Genomic DNA, 14,120 nt, shown 5'->3' with positions numbered 1-14,120 from the left:
GCAGGAGGGCTGGTCCAGCCGCATCCCGGACCGTGAATCGAGAGGCCCCATGGACGCCGCCCCCACCCTCAGCGATCTGCTCGACGTCCTCGGCGGGTCCTCCGTCCGGGCCGTCGCCGCCCCCGGCGGACTCGGGGTGCGGGTCGGCGAGATCCTGCTGTACGACGCCGACGCGGCGCTCCCGCCCGCCCCGGGCGCCGTGCTCCTCGCCGTCGGGGTACGCCCCCCGGCGGCCGGTCCCCTGCTGCACGCGGCGGCGGCGGCCGGGATGGCGGCCGTGGTCGTACGGGGCGCGGACGGGCCCGCCGGGGCGGCCGAGGAGGCCGGGATCGCGCTGCTCGCGGTCGACGAGGACGCCGCCTGGCACCGGGTCCACCTGCTGCTGTCCTCGGCCGTCGGCGCGCGGTCCGGGGGCACGCCCTCCGCCGCCGGGGACCTGTTCGCCCTGGCCGACGCCATCGCCGCCGCGACCGGCGGGGCCACCGCCGTCGAGGACCCGCGCCAGCGCATCCTCGCCTACTCCACCGTGCCCGGACAGGCCGTGGACGAGGACCGGCGGCAGGGCATCCTCGGCCTCCAGGTCCCCGACAGCCCGGAGAACGACGCCCAGTACCGGGCCATGTTCGCCGCCCCGGCGCCCCTGCGGCTGCCCGCGCTCGACGCCGACAACCTGCCCCGGATCGCCGTCGCCGTGCGGGCGGGCGGCGAGACGCTCGGCTCCGTCTGGGTGGTCGACGACGGCACGCTCGCCCCCGACGCGGAGGAGGCCCTCGCCCAGGGCGCCTCCACGGCGGCCCTGTTGCTGCTGCGGGCCCGCGCCGCCCAGGAGCTCGCCCGCCACCTCGGCGGCGACCTGCTGCGCCGGGTCCTGGACGGCACGGCCGACCCGGCCGGCGCCGCGCACCGCCTCGGCCTCGGCGCGGGCACCGATCCGGTGCGGGTGGCGGCGTTCGTCCCGGCGGGCGCCGGCACCGCGCCGGACGTCGAGCAGACGGCGTCGCGCCTGCTCGACCTCGTACGGCTCCAGTGCGAGGCGCGGTACGGGCGGCACGCCTGCGTCCTCGTCGACGGGGTGGTGTACGCACTGTTCCCGGCGGTCGGCGAGCGGGGCGCGGCCCGGCACCGGCAGCTCGCGCAGGACATCGTGGACCGGGCCGGCCAGGCCCTGCGGATGCCCGTACGCGGCGGGCTCGGAGCCCTGGTCGCGGGGATGGCGCGGGTGACGGACTCCCGGGCCGACGCCGACCTGGTCCTGCGCTGCGTCGACGACGGGCGCCCGGTCGCGCTGGTGGAGGACGTGGAGGCCCGGGTGGCCCTGCTGCGCCTCGGCGAACTGATGGCAGGGAGGCGGGAGTTCGAGGACGGCTCCTGGGCCCGGACGGTGGCGCACGACGCGGCGCACGGCACGGAGTACGCCCGCACGGTGCTGGCCTGGCTCGACGCGGGGTGCGACATGGCGGGCGCGGCCGAGCGGCTCGCCGTGCACCCCAACACCTGCCGCTACCGCCTCCGGCAGGCCAGGGAGCACGTCGGCCTTCACCTGGACGATCCCGACGAGCGGCTGGTGCTCTGGCTGAGCGCCCGGCTGTCGGGTGCCGCCTAGGCGGAGGCCAGCCAGCCCGCGAGCTGCTCCTCGCACCGCGCGAGCTGGTCCACCGGGACGAACTCCCCGGGCGTGTGCGCCAAGGAGGGGTCGCCGGGGCCGAAGTTCAGCGCGGGCACGCCCAGTTCGGTGAACCGGGCCACGTCGGTCCAGCCCAGCTTGGGTCGCGGCTCGGCCCCGAGCACACCGACCAGCGAGGCGACGGCCGGGTGCTCCAGGCCCGGCAGAGCTCCCGCCACGGCCTCCGTCACCACGAACGCGTACTCCTCCGGCGGGAACTGCGCCTCCGGGAAGAGCGACCGTACGTACTCCTCCGCCTCCTTCGGCGAACGGCTCGGCGCGAAGCGGGCGTTGAGGGAGATGACACAGCTGTCGGGGACGACGTTGCCGGCCACCCCGGCGCGGACCGAGACGGCGCTCAGCCCTTCCCGGTACTCCAGCCCGTCGATGAGGACCCGCTCCGGCGTGTGCTCGGCCAGGCGCTGGAGCACCGGCGCGGCGCGGTGCGCGGCGTTGACGCCCATCCAGGCCCGCGCGGTGTGGGCGCGGGCGCCCCGCACGGTGATGTCGGCGCTCAGCACACCCTGGCAGCCGGCCTCGACCCCCGCGTCGGACGGCTCCATCAGGATCGCGAGGTCGGCGTCGAGCAGCAGCCCGGGGCGTTCGCCAGCGATGCGGTGCAGCCCGTTGCGGTCGCCCTCGACCTCCTCGCACTCGTAGAAGACGTAGGTGAGGTCCCGGACCGGTGCGGTGAGCGCCGCCGCCAGCCGCAGGGCGACCGCGACGCCGCCCTTCATGTCGCAGGCGCCGAGTCCGTACAGCCGCTCGCCGTCGAGCCGGGCGGGCAGGTTGTCCGCGGCGGGCACGGTGTCGAGGTGCCCGGCGAGGATCACCCGCTCGGGGCGGCCGAGCGTCGTGCGGGCGACCACGGAGTGGCCGATCCGCTCCACGCTCAGGTGGGGCAGGGCGCGCAGGGCCGCTTCGACGGCGTCCGCGAGGGCGCCCTCCTCGCCGCTCTCGGAGGGGAGGTCGACGAGGGAGCGGGTCAGCGCGACGACGTCGGCGGTGAGGTCGAGGGGTGCGGGGAGTCCGGCGGTCACGACCGGTGCTCCTCGGACAGCGCGTTCTCCCGGGCCTTCGTGCCGTTCAGCGCGGAGTGCTTCACCCCGTACAGCGCGTAGACGGCCAGTCCGACCACCATCCACACGGCGAAGGTGATCCAGGTGTCGGAACCGAGGCTGAAGAGCATGTACACGCAGCAGATCACGCCGAGCACCGGCACCACCGGCGAGAACGGCACCCGGAAGCTACGGGGCGCGTCCGGGTTGCGGCGGCGCAGCAGGATGACGGCCACGTTGACCAGGCCGAACGCGAAGAGCGTGCCGATGCTGGTGGCGTCGGCGAGGCTGCCCAGCGGGACGAGCGCCGCGAGCACGGCGATGAACGAGGAGACGATCACCGTGTTGGCGCGCGGCACCCCGCTCTTCGCGTGGACCCGGGAGAAGACCGGCGGCATCAGTCCGTCGCGGGACATGGAGAACAGGATGCGGATCTGCCCGTACTGCACGGTGAGCACCACGCTGGTGGTCGCCACGACCGCGCCGATCGACAGCAGGATCGGCCAGAGGCTGCCGCCGCCGACGGCCCGCACGAGGACCTCGCTGAGCGTGGCCTCGGTGCCCTCGAAGAGACCCCACGGCATCGCGCCGAGCGCGGCCACCGCGACCACGACGTAGAGGAAGGTGACCAGGGCCAGCGAGAGGATGATCGCGCGCGGCAGGTCGCGCTGCGGGTTCTTCGCCTCCTCACCGGCGGTCGAGGCGGCGTCGAAACCGATGTACGAGAAGAAGAGCGAGGCGGCACCCGCGCTCATCCCGGCGGCGCCGAGCGGGAAGAGCGGCGTGAAGTTGCCCGCGCGGAACGCCGTGAACGCGACGGCGCAGAACATCACCAGGGCGGCCACCTTCACGCCCACCATGACCACGTTGGCGACCGCGCTCTCCTTGGCGCCGCGCAGCAGCACCACCATGGAGAGGACGACGATGACGGCGGCCGGCACGTTGACGACCCCGCCCGCGCTGGGCGGCGCGGCGAGGGAGTCGGGGAGGGTGACGCCGAAGACCAGGTCGAGCAGCTCGTTGACGTACTGGCCCCAGCCCACGGCGACCGCCGCGACCGACACCCCGTACTCCAGGATGAGACACCAGCCGCACACCCAGGCGACGAGCTCCCCGAGGGTGGCGTACGCGTAGCTGTACGAGGACCCCGAGCGCGGGATCATGCCCGCGAGCTCGGCGTACGACAGGGCCGAGAAGAGCGCGGTGACGCCGGCCAGGACGAAGGAGACGATGATCGCGGGGCCCGCCTCGGGCACCGCCTCGCCGAGGACGACGAAGATGCCGGTGCCGAGGGTGGCGCCGACGGAGAGCAGGGTCAGCTGCCACATGCCCATGGTGCGCCGCAGCTCGCTGCCGGACGGCACTTCGGCGGACACGTCCTGCCGCCTGGTCAGCCTGTGCTTCAGGCCGCCACCGGGACCGTTGCCCGGCATCGTCCGGACCGTCTCCATGGCACCGCTCCTCTCGCCCCGCGCTGGTTGGTGTGTCCGGCGGATCGAGGCCGGACGCCACTGGTCGTCGACCTGATCATGCTGAGTGCCGACCGTGCGGGGGTGAGAATATCCGCCAGAAAGCCCCGAGGTGCTTTGGCCTTTTGGCCAAAGGGGCCCGGGGCGCGTGCTCCGCGGGCGCCACGGCTCGCCCCGGCGGAACAATTGCGTCCGCTTCGGCGGTGGCGGTCCGGCGGGACCCCGGGGCCGGTGGCATCCTCGCAGGTCACCGCCAACTCGGAGGCAGCGGCCCGCTGCTGGGCGGGCCGCCGCGGTGCCGGGTCCCCGCCTCCGTCGGGCCTTCCGGGGGCCGGGCACGGCGGGCGGAGGACCGGGCCGGGCGGGGACCCGGCGCCTCCGGCCCGCCCGCCGGAGTACGGCCGGGCGTGACGTACCCCACGGCCCGGGGGTCCGCCGGGCCGTGTGTCGTCGCACACTCGCCAATGGTTGCGGGACAGTCTTTACGCGTCGATGCGGGTCAGGGCATCGGTGATCGTCGCGAGTACGGCGCGGGACTCGGGCTCCAGGAAGAAGTGGCCGCCGGGGAAGGTGTGCACGGTGCAGCCGCCTGTGGTGTGGTGGCGCCAGGCGTCGGCCTCCTCGGCGGTGGTGAGCGGGTCCTCGGAACCGGTCAGCACGGTGAGGGGGGAGCGCAGGACGGTGCCCGGCGGGCACTGGTAGCTCTCCACGGCGCGGTAGTCGCCCCGGACGGCGGGCAGCACCAGGTCGACGATCTCGGGGTCCGCCAGCAGCTGGGTGTGGGTACCGCCGAGCCGCCTCATCCGCGCGAGGAGACCCGCGTCGTCCAGCGAGCCGACCGGCTCCGTCGCCGGGCGGTGGGTGTCCGGCGCGCGGCGGCCGGAGAGGAAGAGCATCAACGGCGCTCCGGCGCAGTCCAGTTCGCGCCGCCTGGCCACCTCGAACGCCAGCGAGGCGCCCATGCTGTGTCCGAAGAAGGCCAACGGGCCGCGCAGGGCGAGGAGTTGCTGGTGGATGGCTTCGGCGAGCTCGCCGAGGTCCTCGACGCACGGTTCGGCGAGGCGGTCCTGCCGGCCGGGGTACTGGACGGCCACCACCCCGACCGTGGGCGCGAGGGCCGCCGAGTACGGGTGGAACCAGCCGGCGGAGCCGCCCGCGTGCGGGAAGCACACCAGGGTCACGGCGTCCGCCCCGGCGGCGTGGTACCTGCGGAGCCAGGGGGAGTTCCCCGTGTTCGGTGCGGTCATCTTGCTGCCTCTTCCCGTCCGTTCCCTTGCCGGGACGCGTTCCCCCGCATTCTCTCGCGGGTGTCCCGTACCGGATTCCGTATGTGATCAATGCCCATCGGCCCTCGGGGGAACCCGTGCCGGAATCCGGGGCGCCGTACCGAACGGCAGACAACTTGCGTTCACCCTGTGTTCATTTCGTGTACTCAGGCCATTCAGATAAGGATTTCATAAGTTCCTCATCTTTTGCCGATTCCTTACCTGGAGGAAGACAAGCGAACGGCATGAAGGGGAGCCATGACTGGCTGGCTGGGGCGACTGCGTCCAGAGGCTCGTGGCACGAAGGCCGGCGAGCCCGGAGGGGCCGGTGCGCCGGCCGGAGCGGCGAGCGCGTCCTCCAGGTCCGGGCCGGGACCGGGACCGGCGCCGGGATCGGGGCTCGCGGGTGAGGAGGCCCTGCGGGTGGCGAGCCGGCTGCACGCCTTCAACCGGTACGAGCTCAAGTACCTGGTCCCCGTCGAGCAGGCGGCCGTGATCCGGGACGAGCTGGGCGAGCGCATGGACCGCGACCCGCACAGTCCGGTGGGCGGCTACGGCGTCTGGAGCCTCTACTACGACACCCCTCAACTCCGGTTCTACTGGGAGAAGATCGAGGGCCTGAAGTTCCGCCGGAAGCTCCGCATCCGGCACTACGGCGACCTGGACGGGATCACCGACGCCTCGCCGGTCTGCGTGGAGATCAAGCAGCGGGTCAACCGGGTCACCCAGAAGCGCCGCATCACCCTCCCGTACGAGACGGCCCGGCGGATGTGCGACGACCGGCAGATGATCGAGCACTCGCCGAAGGAGGCCGCCTTCGTCGAGGAGGTCCTCGAACTCGCCGTACGCCTCAACCTCCAGCCCACCGCCATCACCGGCTACCAGCGCGAGGCCCTGGTCGGCCGCGACCAGGACACCGGTCTGCGCGTCACCTTCGACCGCCGCATCCGGGGCCGCGACCGGGACTTCCACTTCGGCACCGCCGACGCGGAGAACCGCTTCACGATCCCGCCGCACATGTCGGTCATGGAGATCAAGGTCAACGAGCGCACCCCGCACTGGATCACCGATCTCGCGGCCCGCCGCAACCTCAGCCTGATCCGCGTGTCCAAGTACGTCCAGTCCATCGAGGCGTTCGGGCTCGCGCCCCGCTCGGTGTTCCACGTACGGGAGGAAGACCTCCCGCCGGCCCCGGCGTCAGCCCACCAAGCCAACGGCGACGGAACCCCGTTCGCCGCTTCCCCCACCCAACTCCCCGCCCAGGGGCGCCTGACGGAGGCTGTCCGCCCGTGAATTTCGACCTGCAGGACCTGAGCGGCACATTCAGTGTCATGGACATCGTCCTGGCGATGACCCTGTCCTTCGTGCTCTCCACCGTGATCGGTTACGTCTACCGGGCCACGCACAAGAACGTCTCGTACAGCCAGTCGTACGTCCAGACCCTGATCATCGTCGGCATGGTCGTCGCCCTGATCATGCTGGTCGTTGGCTCCAACCTGGCGCGCGCCTTCTCCCTCGTCGGTGCGCTGTCCGTGGTCCGCTTCCGCAACGCGGTCAAGGAGACCAGGGACGTCGGCTTCATCTTCCTGGTGATGGCGATCGGCATGGCGTGCGGTGCCCGCTTCTACACCCTGGCGGCGGTCGGCGGCATCGTCATCGCGCTGATCATCTTCCTGATGAGCCGGTTCGACATGTTCGCCCTCAACGTGCAGCGCCAGGTCGTCAAGGTCCAGCTCCCCGCCGGAGAGGACCACACCCAGAGCATCCAGGACGTACTGCTGCGCCTGACCGACGAGTTCGAGCTGGTGAGCACCGAGTCCATCCGGGGCGGCACGTTGACCGAGGTGTTCTACACCGTGCGCATCAAGAAGGGCCACGAGCCCGGTGAGCTGGTTGCCGCGCTCCAGGAGCGCACGAGGGGCCAGCGCGTCACCGTGCTCACCGGTTACGACCAGACGGACCTGTGATGGCGGAGGAGGAGGGGGGTGCCCGCGAGGAGCGGCACACCCCGCCCCGCAAGCGGCTCGCGCACCGCGTACCGCTGCCGGTACGCCACCACTGGAAACCGGTCGGCGCGCTCTGCCTGGGACTCGCCGTGCTCCTGGTCTTCTTCTCGGACGCCCGGGTCACCCCGTTCGTCACCAGTGCGTCCGCCGAGGACGCCGACACGATCACCGAGAACCTGCCCGGCACGGTCGGCCTGTACGACACGACGGCGGCGCACACGTTCCGGATCGAATACGAGCAGACCGACTTCGACAAGATGATGAAGGAGTACGAGAAGGACGGCACGAAGGACTACATCGAGGCCGATCTCACCATCGACGGCACCTATCTCAACGACGTCGGCATCCGCCTCAAGGGGAACTCGACGCTGCAGAGCCTGCGCGGCTCCGGCGGGTTCGGCGGGGCCGGAGGGGCCGGTGGGGCCGGAGGGTTCGGTGGGCAGGGCGGGGGCCGGCAGGGCCAGCAGGGCCAGCAGGGCCAGGCTCAGGGACAGCAGGGCCAGGTTCCGCAGCAGGGCCAGGCCGGTCAGCAGGCTGCCGGTGGGATGCCGGCGGGAGGTGGCGGGATGACGCAGTACGACCTCTCCGCCGACAAGCCCGAGGAGCTCCCGTGGCTCGTCAAGATCGACGAGTACGTGGAGGGCCGTGCGTACCAGGGCCACCGGGAGATCTCGCTGCGCCCGGGCGTGGACGATCAACTCCCGCTGAACGAAGCCCTGTCGCTCTCCCTGATGGCGAAGTCGGACCAGCCCGCGGAGGAGTTCGGCTTCGTGGACCTCACCGTCAACAACCGCCCCGCGGCGACCCGGTTGATGGTGGAGAACCCGAGCAAGGACTACGTCGAGCAGCGGGTCCTCGGTGACGGGGTCGCGTACAAGGCGCGGGCGGGCGGCAGTTTCGACTACGTCGGCGACGACCCGACCGACTACGAGACGTCGTTCAACCAGCTCAACAAGAAGGGCAGTCAGGACCTCGCCCCGGTGATGCGGCTGCTGAAGTGGGTGGACCAGGCGTCGGACGAGGAGTTCGCCGCAGACCTCCACAGTTACGTCGACATCGACTCGTTCGCCCAGTACGTCGCGACCCAGAACCTGATCCTGAACTTCGACGACATGGCCGGTCCGGGCAAGAACTACGTGCTCTGGTACGACCTGGGCACGAAGAAGTTCTCCGTGCTCGGCTGGGACTTCAACCTGACCTTCAGCGGGGACGCGACCAGCGGCCCCGACGACAGCACCAGCATGGGCGGTTTCGGCGGCGGGGGCGCGATGCCCGGTGGCGCGGCCGGAGGCGGTCAGGGCGCGACCGGTGGTCAGGACGCGACCGGCGGCCAGGGTGCGCCCGACGGGGCGCAGTTCCCGGGCGGTGACGCCCCCGCCGGTGGCGGTATGCCGGGCGGCGGAGAGATGCCGGGCGGTGGCGACTTCCCGGCCGACGGCGGGTTCCCCGCCGGGGGCCAGGGCGGCGACGAGCAGGCCGGCGGTCCCGGCGGGCGGATGGGTGCCGGGGGCGGCATGGGCGGGAACGCCCTGAAGGAGCGGTTCCTCGCCGCCGACGCCTTCGATGACGTCTACCACGCCGCGTACAAGAAGCTGTACGAGCAGTTCTACGGATCCGGGTACGGCACCACCACGCTCGACACCCTCGTCGCCGCCGCGAATAAGTCGGGCGCGGACGCCTCCGGGGTCGAGAAGACCGCGAAGTCCCTGCGCACCACCGTCACTTCGCGGACGGAGAGCCTCGCGAAGGACAAGGTGATCACCGGCGGCTGAACCGGGCCACCCCGATGCCGGAAGCCCGTATCCCCTCAGGGGTACGGGCTTCCGTCGCGTGCGGGTGCCCGTACACCGCTCACCCCCAGCCGCTGCGGATCGTCGCCGCCGCCTTGTACGTACGCAGCACCGGGGCGGTCTCGATCCGGTGGATGGTGCTCCAGGCCACCTTCCGGGTCAGGTAGCGGTGCAGCTCCTCGGTGTCCCGGCAGAGCGCCTGGGCGACGAGGTTGGTGGGCCCGGTGGTGGCCACCACCATCGCCAACTCCTCGTGCTCCGCCAGCGCGTGGGCGACCTCGTCCAGATGCGCGGGGGCCACCTGCATCCAGAGCAGCGCCGAGACGGTCGCGCCCAGCAGCGCCGGGTCCACGTCCACGTCGAAGAAGAGCGCGCCACGCGCCCGCAGTTCGGCGAGTCTCCGGGTCACCGTGGACGCCGTCGAGCCGGTGGCGGCGGCGAGGTCGGCGTAGCCGGCCCGGGCGTCGTCGCGCAACGCCTCCAGGAGCAGCCGGTCGGCATCGGTCAACAGGTAGGCGGACGCGGCCGGCCCGGGGTCCGTACCGGCGCCCGGGACGCCTTCGGCGCGCAGCCGCGCCTGCTGTCCGGCGTCGAGCGCGTCGACCCTGCCCCGCCAGGCGGTCGGGCCGCCGAGGTAGGTGTGCAGCAGGTAGTGCGCGGAGACCGCGGTGATTCCGGCGGTGCGCGGGATGTCCCGGAGCAGCAGCGCGTGGGCGTCCGGGCCCGCCGGGGTGGTGCGGATGACGGCCACGATCTCGGTGCCGCCGGAGGCGAGCCGTACCCAGGAGGTGTCGGGGCGGCGGGCGAGTGCGAGGGCGATGTCGTGCGCGGTGCGGGTCGCGGCGGTGAGCCGCACGAGCCACTGGTGGGTGCCCGAGCTGCGCGGCGAGGGGAGCGCGACCACGCGCAGACCCGCCTGCGCGTGCAGCCGCCGGTAGCGGCGGACCACGGTCTGTGTGGAGCAGCCGAGGACCTCGGCGACGAGCGTGAACGGCGCCCGCCCGTTCACGTGCAGGGCGTGGACCAAGCGGCGGTCCAGGTCATCCAGTACGAGCACATCCACCAAAATAGCCGAGCCGGATGGAAGTAATCGCGGGTTCTGGCTTCGGGATTGGAATTCGGTGAGGGCGTCGCGGAACCCTGGTCCTCCACCGGGGCCCGCCTGGCACCGGCCAGTCCTCCGCCGGGGCGCGCCGGGCACCGGCCAGTCCTCCGCCGGGGCGCGCCGGGCACCGTCACCACCGCCACCGCCGTCACCCGTTCCGCAGAGGGAGCGCCATGTCCCGTACGTCGTGCCGCACCACACCCACCGGTCCCGGCCCGGACCCGGCGCCGGACACCCCCTTCCCGCGGCGCTGGTCCGCCCTGGTCGCGGTGCTGGTCGCCGAGGCCATGAACCTGCTGGACGCGACGATCGTCCAGGTCGCGGCACCGGTGGTGCACGCCCGTCTCGGCGGTGCGGAGGCCACCATCCCGTGGTTCAGCGCCGCGTACACCCTCGCGTTCGCGCTGGCGCTGCTGACCGGTGCCCGCCTGGGCGACCGGGCCGGGCGGCGCCGCGTCTTCCGTATCGGCGTGGTGGCCTTCGCGGTCACCTCGGCGGCCTGCGCGTGCGCCCCGGGCCCGGAGGCGCTGATCGGACTGCGCGCGCTCCAGGGGGTCGCCGCCGCACTGATCGTCCCGCAGACCTTCGGGCTGATACGGGCGATGTTCGACGGTGAGGAGCTGCCCAGGGCGCTCGGCGCGATCGGCCCGGTGATGGGCCTGTCCGCCGTGCTCGGGCCGGTGCTCGGCGGCGTACTGACCCACGCCGACGTACTCGGCTCGTCCTGGCGCGCGGTCTTCCTCGTCAACCTCCCGCTCGCCGCCTTCGTCCTGTTCCTCGCGCCGCGTCTGCGCGAGGACCGCGCCCCGGTCCGCCCGCGCCTGGACCCGGCCGGGACCGTGCTGGCGGCGGCGGGCATCGCCCTGGTGGTGTGCCCGCTGACCGGCGGCGGTGCGGGCACCCCGGGGCCCGCCGCCTGGGCGAGCGCGGGGACGGGAGTCCTCGTCCTCGCGGGGTTCGTCGTCCAGCAGCGCCGTACCGCCCGCCGGGGCCGGGCTCCGCTGGTCGAACCGGCTCTGCTGCGGGGGCGCGCGTTCCCGGCGGCGCTCGGTACGTCGACGCTGTTCTTCGCCGTGATGAACGCCGTCATGATCGTGGTGGTGCTCCACCTGGAACTGGGCCTGGGCCGCGGGCCGCTCGCCGCCGGGCTGACGCTGCTGCCCTGGTCGGTGGGGCTGGCCGCCGGTTCCTGGGTGGCGGGCGACCGGCTCGTCCCCCGGTACGGGAGCGCGCGCGTGCTGCACTCCGGCACCGCGGTCCTCGCGGCCGGTCTCCTGGCGGCCTTCCTCGCGTACGGGGCGAGCAGCCCCGACGCGTACCCGGTGTTCCTGCCGGCCGCACTCGTCGTCGCCGGCGTGGGCACCGGACTGTTCACGACCCCCTTCTTCACCGTGGCGCTCAGCGGGGTCGGGCCGCAGGAGACCGGCACGGCCGCCGGACTCCTCAACGCCGTCCAGCAGCTCGGTGGCACCCTCGGTGTCGCGGTCGTCGGCGGTGTCTACCTCGCCGGTACGGCCGGCGGCGGTACGGCGGAGGCGCTCGCCGGTACGGACGACCCGCGCGCCGCCGTGCGGGCCGCCCTGCTCGTCGCCGGGGCGATCCTGGCGGCGACGGCCCTCGCGGCCGCCGCGATGACCTCCGGCCGGGGCGCGGCCGTCGCCTCCGTGCCCGGTCAGCCGCGCAAGTAGGCCAGTACGGCCAGCACCCGGCGGTTCGTCTCCTCGGAGAGGGTGAGGTCCAGCTTGGTCAGGATCGAGCCGAAGTGCTTGCTGACCGTGCCCTCGTTGACGGTGAGGGCGTCGGCGATCGACGCGTTGGACCGGCCCTCCGCCATCAGCGCGAGGACCTCCTGTTCGCGCGGGGTGAGCCGGGCGAGCGGGTCGCGGCGGTGGCGGATGAGCTGGCGGACCACCTCGGGGTCGACCACCGTGTCCCCGGCCGCCACCCGGGCCACCGCCGCCGCGAACTCCTCGACACGGCCGATCCGTTCCTTGAGCAGATAGCCGACGGCCGTACCGTCCGCCGAGTCCAGCAGCTCCTCCGCGTAGGAGCGCTGGACGTACTGGCTGAGGACCAGCACCGGCAAGCGCGGCTGCCCGGAACGCAGTTCGATGGCCGCCCGCAGTCCCTCGTCGGTGAAGCCGGGCGGCATCCGGACGTCGGTCACCACGATGTCGGGGGCGTGCGCGTCCACGGCGGCGACCAGCTCGCCCGCCGTCGCCACCGCCGCCACCACCTCGTGGCCGAACCGGGTGAGCACCCCGACCAGCCCCTCGCGCAGCAGCACGCTGTCCTCGGCCAGCACCACGCGCAAGCTCTCGCCCTCGGTGCGCAACGGCTCAGCTCCTGGTTCGTACGGGCGGACACGGCACGCGCAGACGGACCACCGTGGGCCCGCCGGGCGGACTGGAGAGTAGCAGCAGGCCGTCGACGACCGAGAGACGGTCGGCGACCCCCTGGAGTCCCGTACCGGCGGCGAGATCCGCGCCACCTCTGCCGTCGTCCCGCACCTCGACCGACAACTCCCCGTCTGCGGAGGTCCCGTTCACCATGACCCGGGTGGCGCCGCTGTGCCGGGCCGCGTTGGTGAGCGCTTCGCAGACCGCGAAGTACGCGGCGGTTTCCACGGCTTCCGGGAGCCGGCCGGGTACGTCCAGCTCGACGTCCACCGGTACGGCCGAGCGGTCGGCCACGTCCTCCACGGCCGCGACCAGGCCCCGGTCGGTGAGGACCTGCGGGTGGATGCCCCGGATCAGCTCGCGGATCTCGGCCAGTACCTCGTCGGCCTGGGTGCGCGCCTTCGCGAGCAGCCCGGCCACCGGCTCGGCGGGACGCTCCAGGCCGGCCAGGCCCAGGGTCATGGAGAGGGCGACCAGGCGCTGTTGGGCGCCGTCGTGGAGATCGCGCTCGATCCGGCGGCGCTCCGCCTCGAAGGCATGCACGAGGCGCATCCGCGACCGGTCCAACTCGTCGACCCGATCGGCGAGTTCGCTTTCGGGTGGGCAGAGGAGCCGCCGCGTCAGGGCGGCCCGGGCCGCCGCGAGCGCACCCAGCGGGTAGGCGAGCGGAGGCAGCAGGAGCACCCCGGCCAGCAGCATCGCCCAGGCGGCGGGGTACGACTCCACGAGCCACAACTTCAGCAGCCGCGCCTCGCCCGCGCCGCCCGCTGCCATCTGCGGGAGCACCGCGATCAGCCCCGCCGGGATCAGGAGCACGCAGGCGATCGCCAGTGCTTCCGCCGGCCACAGGAACAGCCCCAGGAAGAACGCGTACGCCAACTCCCGCCAGGTGAAACGCTCCTGGAGTCGGGTCCGCAGCCAGGCGGAGAGTCCGGGCTCGGCCGGAGAGCGGTGTGCTGCGGGCAGCGGGGCGGGGCCGACCAGCCGCAGCCGCGACCGCTCCAGGGCGGCCAGCGGTATCCCGGAGAGGACGAGCACGAGCAGCAGCGGCAGCCCCACCAGCACCACGGAGAGCACGCTTCCCGCGACGGCCAGCAGGGTCAGCGACACCAGCACGGCGACGCCGAGCGGAACACCGGTGAGCAGGTAGAGCACGGCGCGCCAGGGCCAGGCGCCGAGCACGTAACGACGCTGCCGCAGCGCGTGCGGAAGGGAGGCGGGGAGCATGGGGGAACCGTAGGCGTCCGGCCCGCGCCGTGCCATCGGAGCTGGTTGCCGTCCTCATGGTGGAGCTGTCTCCACCATGAGGACGGGAAACAAGCCCGAACAGATAGAAAAGAAAAGAGTAAGGAAAGAGTGAGATAG

At 73.0% G+C, this 14,120-nt stretch carries 11 protein-coding genes; 5 read left to right on the top strand and 6 right to left on the bottom strand.

Going from position 1 to position 14,120, the window contains the following annotated elements:
* Window positions 1–49 precede the first annotated feature (49 nt).
* Entirely contained in the window at window positions 50–1,603 is a 1,554-nt protein-coding gene (locus ACWCWD_RS02645) for a PucR family transcriptional regulator (protein WP_450769698.1), read from the top strand.
* Here ACWCWD_RS02645 and dapE read toward each other — a convergent pair.
* The 3 genes from dapE to ACWCWD_RS02630 all read right to left on the bottom strand — a co-directional run bounded on the left by dapE (window position 1,600) and on the right by ACWCWD_RS02630 (window position 5,437).
* The gene (gene dapE, locus ACWCWD_RS02640) at window positions 1,600–2,703 is read right to left on the bottom strand and encodes a succinyl-diaminopimelate desuccinylase (protein ID WP_450769696.1); all 1,104 of its coding nucleotides are present in this window, start codon (window positions 2,701–2,703) and stop codon (window positions 1,600–1,602) included. The genes ACWCWD_RS02645 and dapE overlap by 4 nt on opposite strands.
* The gene (locus ACWCWD_RS02635; protein WP_450769694.1) at window positions 2,700–4,172 is read right to left on the bottom strand and encodes an amino acid permease; all 1,473 of its coding nucleotides are present in this window, start codon (window positions 4,170–4,172) and stop codon (window positions 2,700–2,702) included. The genes dapE and ACWCWD_RS02635 overlap by 4 nt, the downstream gene beginning before the upstream one ends.
* A gap of 500 nt (window positions 4,173–4,672) precedes the next feature.
* The gene (locus tag ACWCWD_RS02630) at window positions 4,673–5,437 is read right to left on the bottom strand and encodes a thioesterase II family protein (protein ID WP_450769693.1); all 765 of its coding nucleotides are present in this window, start codon (window positions 5,435–5,437) and stop codon (window positions 4,673–4,675) included.
* 441 nt (window positions 5,438–5,878) lie between these two features.
* Between ACWCWD_RS02630 and ACWCWD_RS02625 the strand changes: the two genes are divergently transcribed.
* From ACWCWD_RS02625 to ACWCWD_RS02615, 3 genes are read left to right on the top strand one after another with little or no spacing between them, the layout of a single operon-like run.
* Complete coding sequence (locus ACWCWD_RS02625; protein ID WP_450769691.1) at window positions 5,879–6,748, top strand: VTC domain-containing protein; 870 nt, start codon at window positions 5,879–5,881, stop codon at window positions 6,746–6,748.
* Window positions 6,745–7,422: a DUF4956 domain-containing protein gene (locus ACWCWD_RS02620; protein ID WP_450769690.1), complete on the top strand. Its 678-nt coding sequence runs from the start codon at window positions 6,745–6,747 to the stop codon at window positions 7,420–7,422. The genes ACWCWD_RS02625 and ACWCWD_RS02620 overlap by 4 nt, the downstream gene beginning before the upstream one ends.
* Window positions 7,422–9,233 carry a CotH kinase family protein gene (locus ACWCWD_RS02615; protein WP_450769689.1) on the top strand — a complete coding sequence of 604 codons (1,812 nt, stop codon included), beginning with the start codon at window positions 7,422–7,424 and terminating at the stop codon, window positions 9,231–9,233. The genes ACWCWD_RS02620 and ACWCWD_RS02615 overlap by 1 nt, the downstream gene beginning before the upstream one ends.
* 79 nt (window positions 9,234–9,312) lie before the next feature.
* Here ACWCWD_RS02615 and ACWCWD_RS02610 read toward each other — a convergent pair whose 3' ends face one another.
* Window positions 9,313–10,308, bottom strand: coding sequence for an Lrp/AsnC family transcriptional regulator (locus ACWCWD_RS02610; protein ID WP_450769688.1), 996 nt, complete (start codon window positions 10,306–10,308; stop codon window positions 9,313–9,315).
* A gap of 221 nt (window positions 10,309–10,529) precedes the next feature.
* Between ACWCWD_RS02610 and ACWCWD_RS02605 the strand changes: the two genes are divergently transcribed.
* Window positions 10,530–12,044, top strand: coding sequence for an MFS transporter (locus ACWCWD_RS02605; protein ID WP_450769687.1), 1,515 nt, complete (start codon window positions 10,530–10,532; stop codon window positions 12,042–12,044).
* Here ACWCWD_RS02605 and ACWCWD_RS02600 read toward each other — a convergent pair.
* Window positions 12,029–12,691 (bottom strand): response regulator transcription factor, encoded by a 663-nt coding sequence (locus ACWCWD_RS02600; RefSeq protein ID WP_450769686.1) that lies wholly within the window; start codon window positions 12,689–12,691, stop codon window positions 12,029–12,031. The genes ACWCWD_RS02605 and ACWCWD_RS02600 overlap by 16 nt on opposite strands.
* Before the next feature lie 4 nt (window positions 12,692–12,695).
* On the bottom strand, window positions 12,696–13,982 hold the full coding sequence (locus ACWCWD_RS02595) for a sensor histidine kinase (RefSeq protein WP_450769684.1): 1,287 nt from the start codon (window positions 13,980–13,982) through the stop codon (window positions 12,696–12,698).
* Window positions 13,983–14,120: the final 138 nt, after the last annotated feature.

Source organism: Streptomyces sp. NPDC001493 (assembly GCF_053597235.1).
Note: the sequence above shows the minus strand (reverse complement) of the source record. Positions and strands in the feature narration are given on the sequence as shown.

Excerpts from the sequence above, each read along its gene's own strand:
- ACWCWD_RS02605 (WP_450769687.1), top strand. The coding sequence starts at position 10,530 with ATGTCCCGTACGTCGTGCCGCACCACACCCACCGGTCCCGGCCCGGAC.
- ACWCWD_RS02645 (WP_450769698.1), top strand. The coding sequence starts at position 50 with ATGGACGCCGCCCCCACCCTCAGCGATCTGCTCGACGTCCTCGGCGGG.
- ACWCWD_RS02635 (WP_450769694.1), bottom strand. The coding sequence starts at position 4,172 with ATGGAGACGGTCCGGACGATGCCGGGCAACGGTCCCGGTGGCGGCCTG.
- ACWCWD_RS02615 (WP_450769689.1), top strand. The coding sequence starts at position 7,422 with ATGGCGGAGGAGGAGGGGGGTGCCCGCGAGGAGCGGCACACCCCGCCC.
- ACWCWD_RS02595 (WP_450769684.1), bottom strand. The coding sequence starts at position 13,982 with ATGCTCCCCGCCTCCCTTCCGCACGCGCTGCGGCAGCGTCGTTACGTG.
- ACWCWD_RS02630 (WP_450769693.1), bottom strand. The coding sequence starts at position 5,437 with ATGACCGCACCGAACACGGGGAACTCCCCCTGGCTCCGCAGGTACCAC.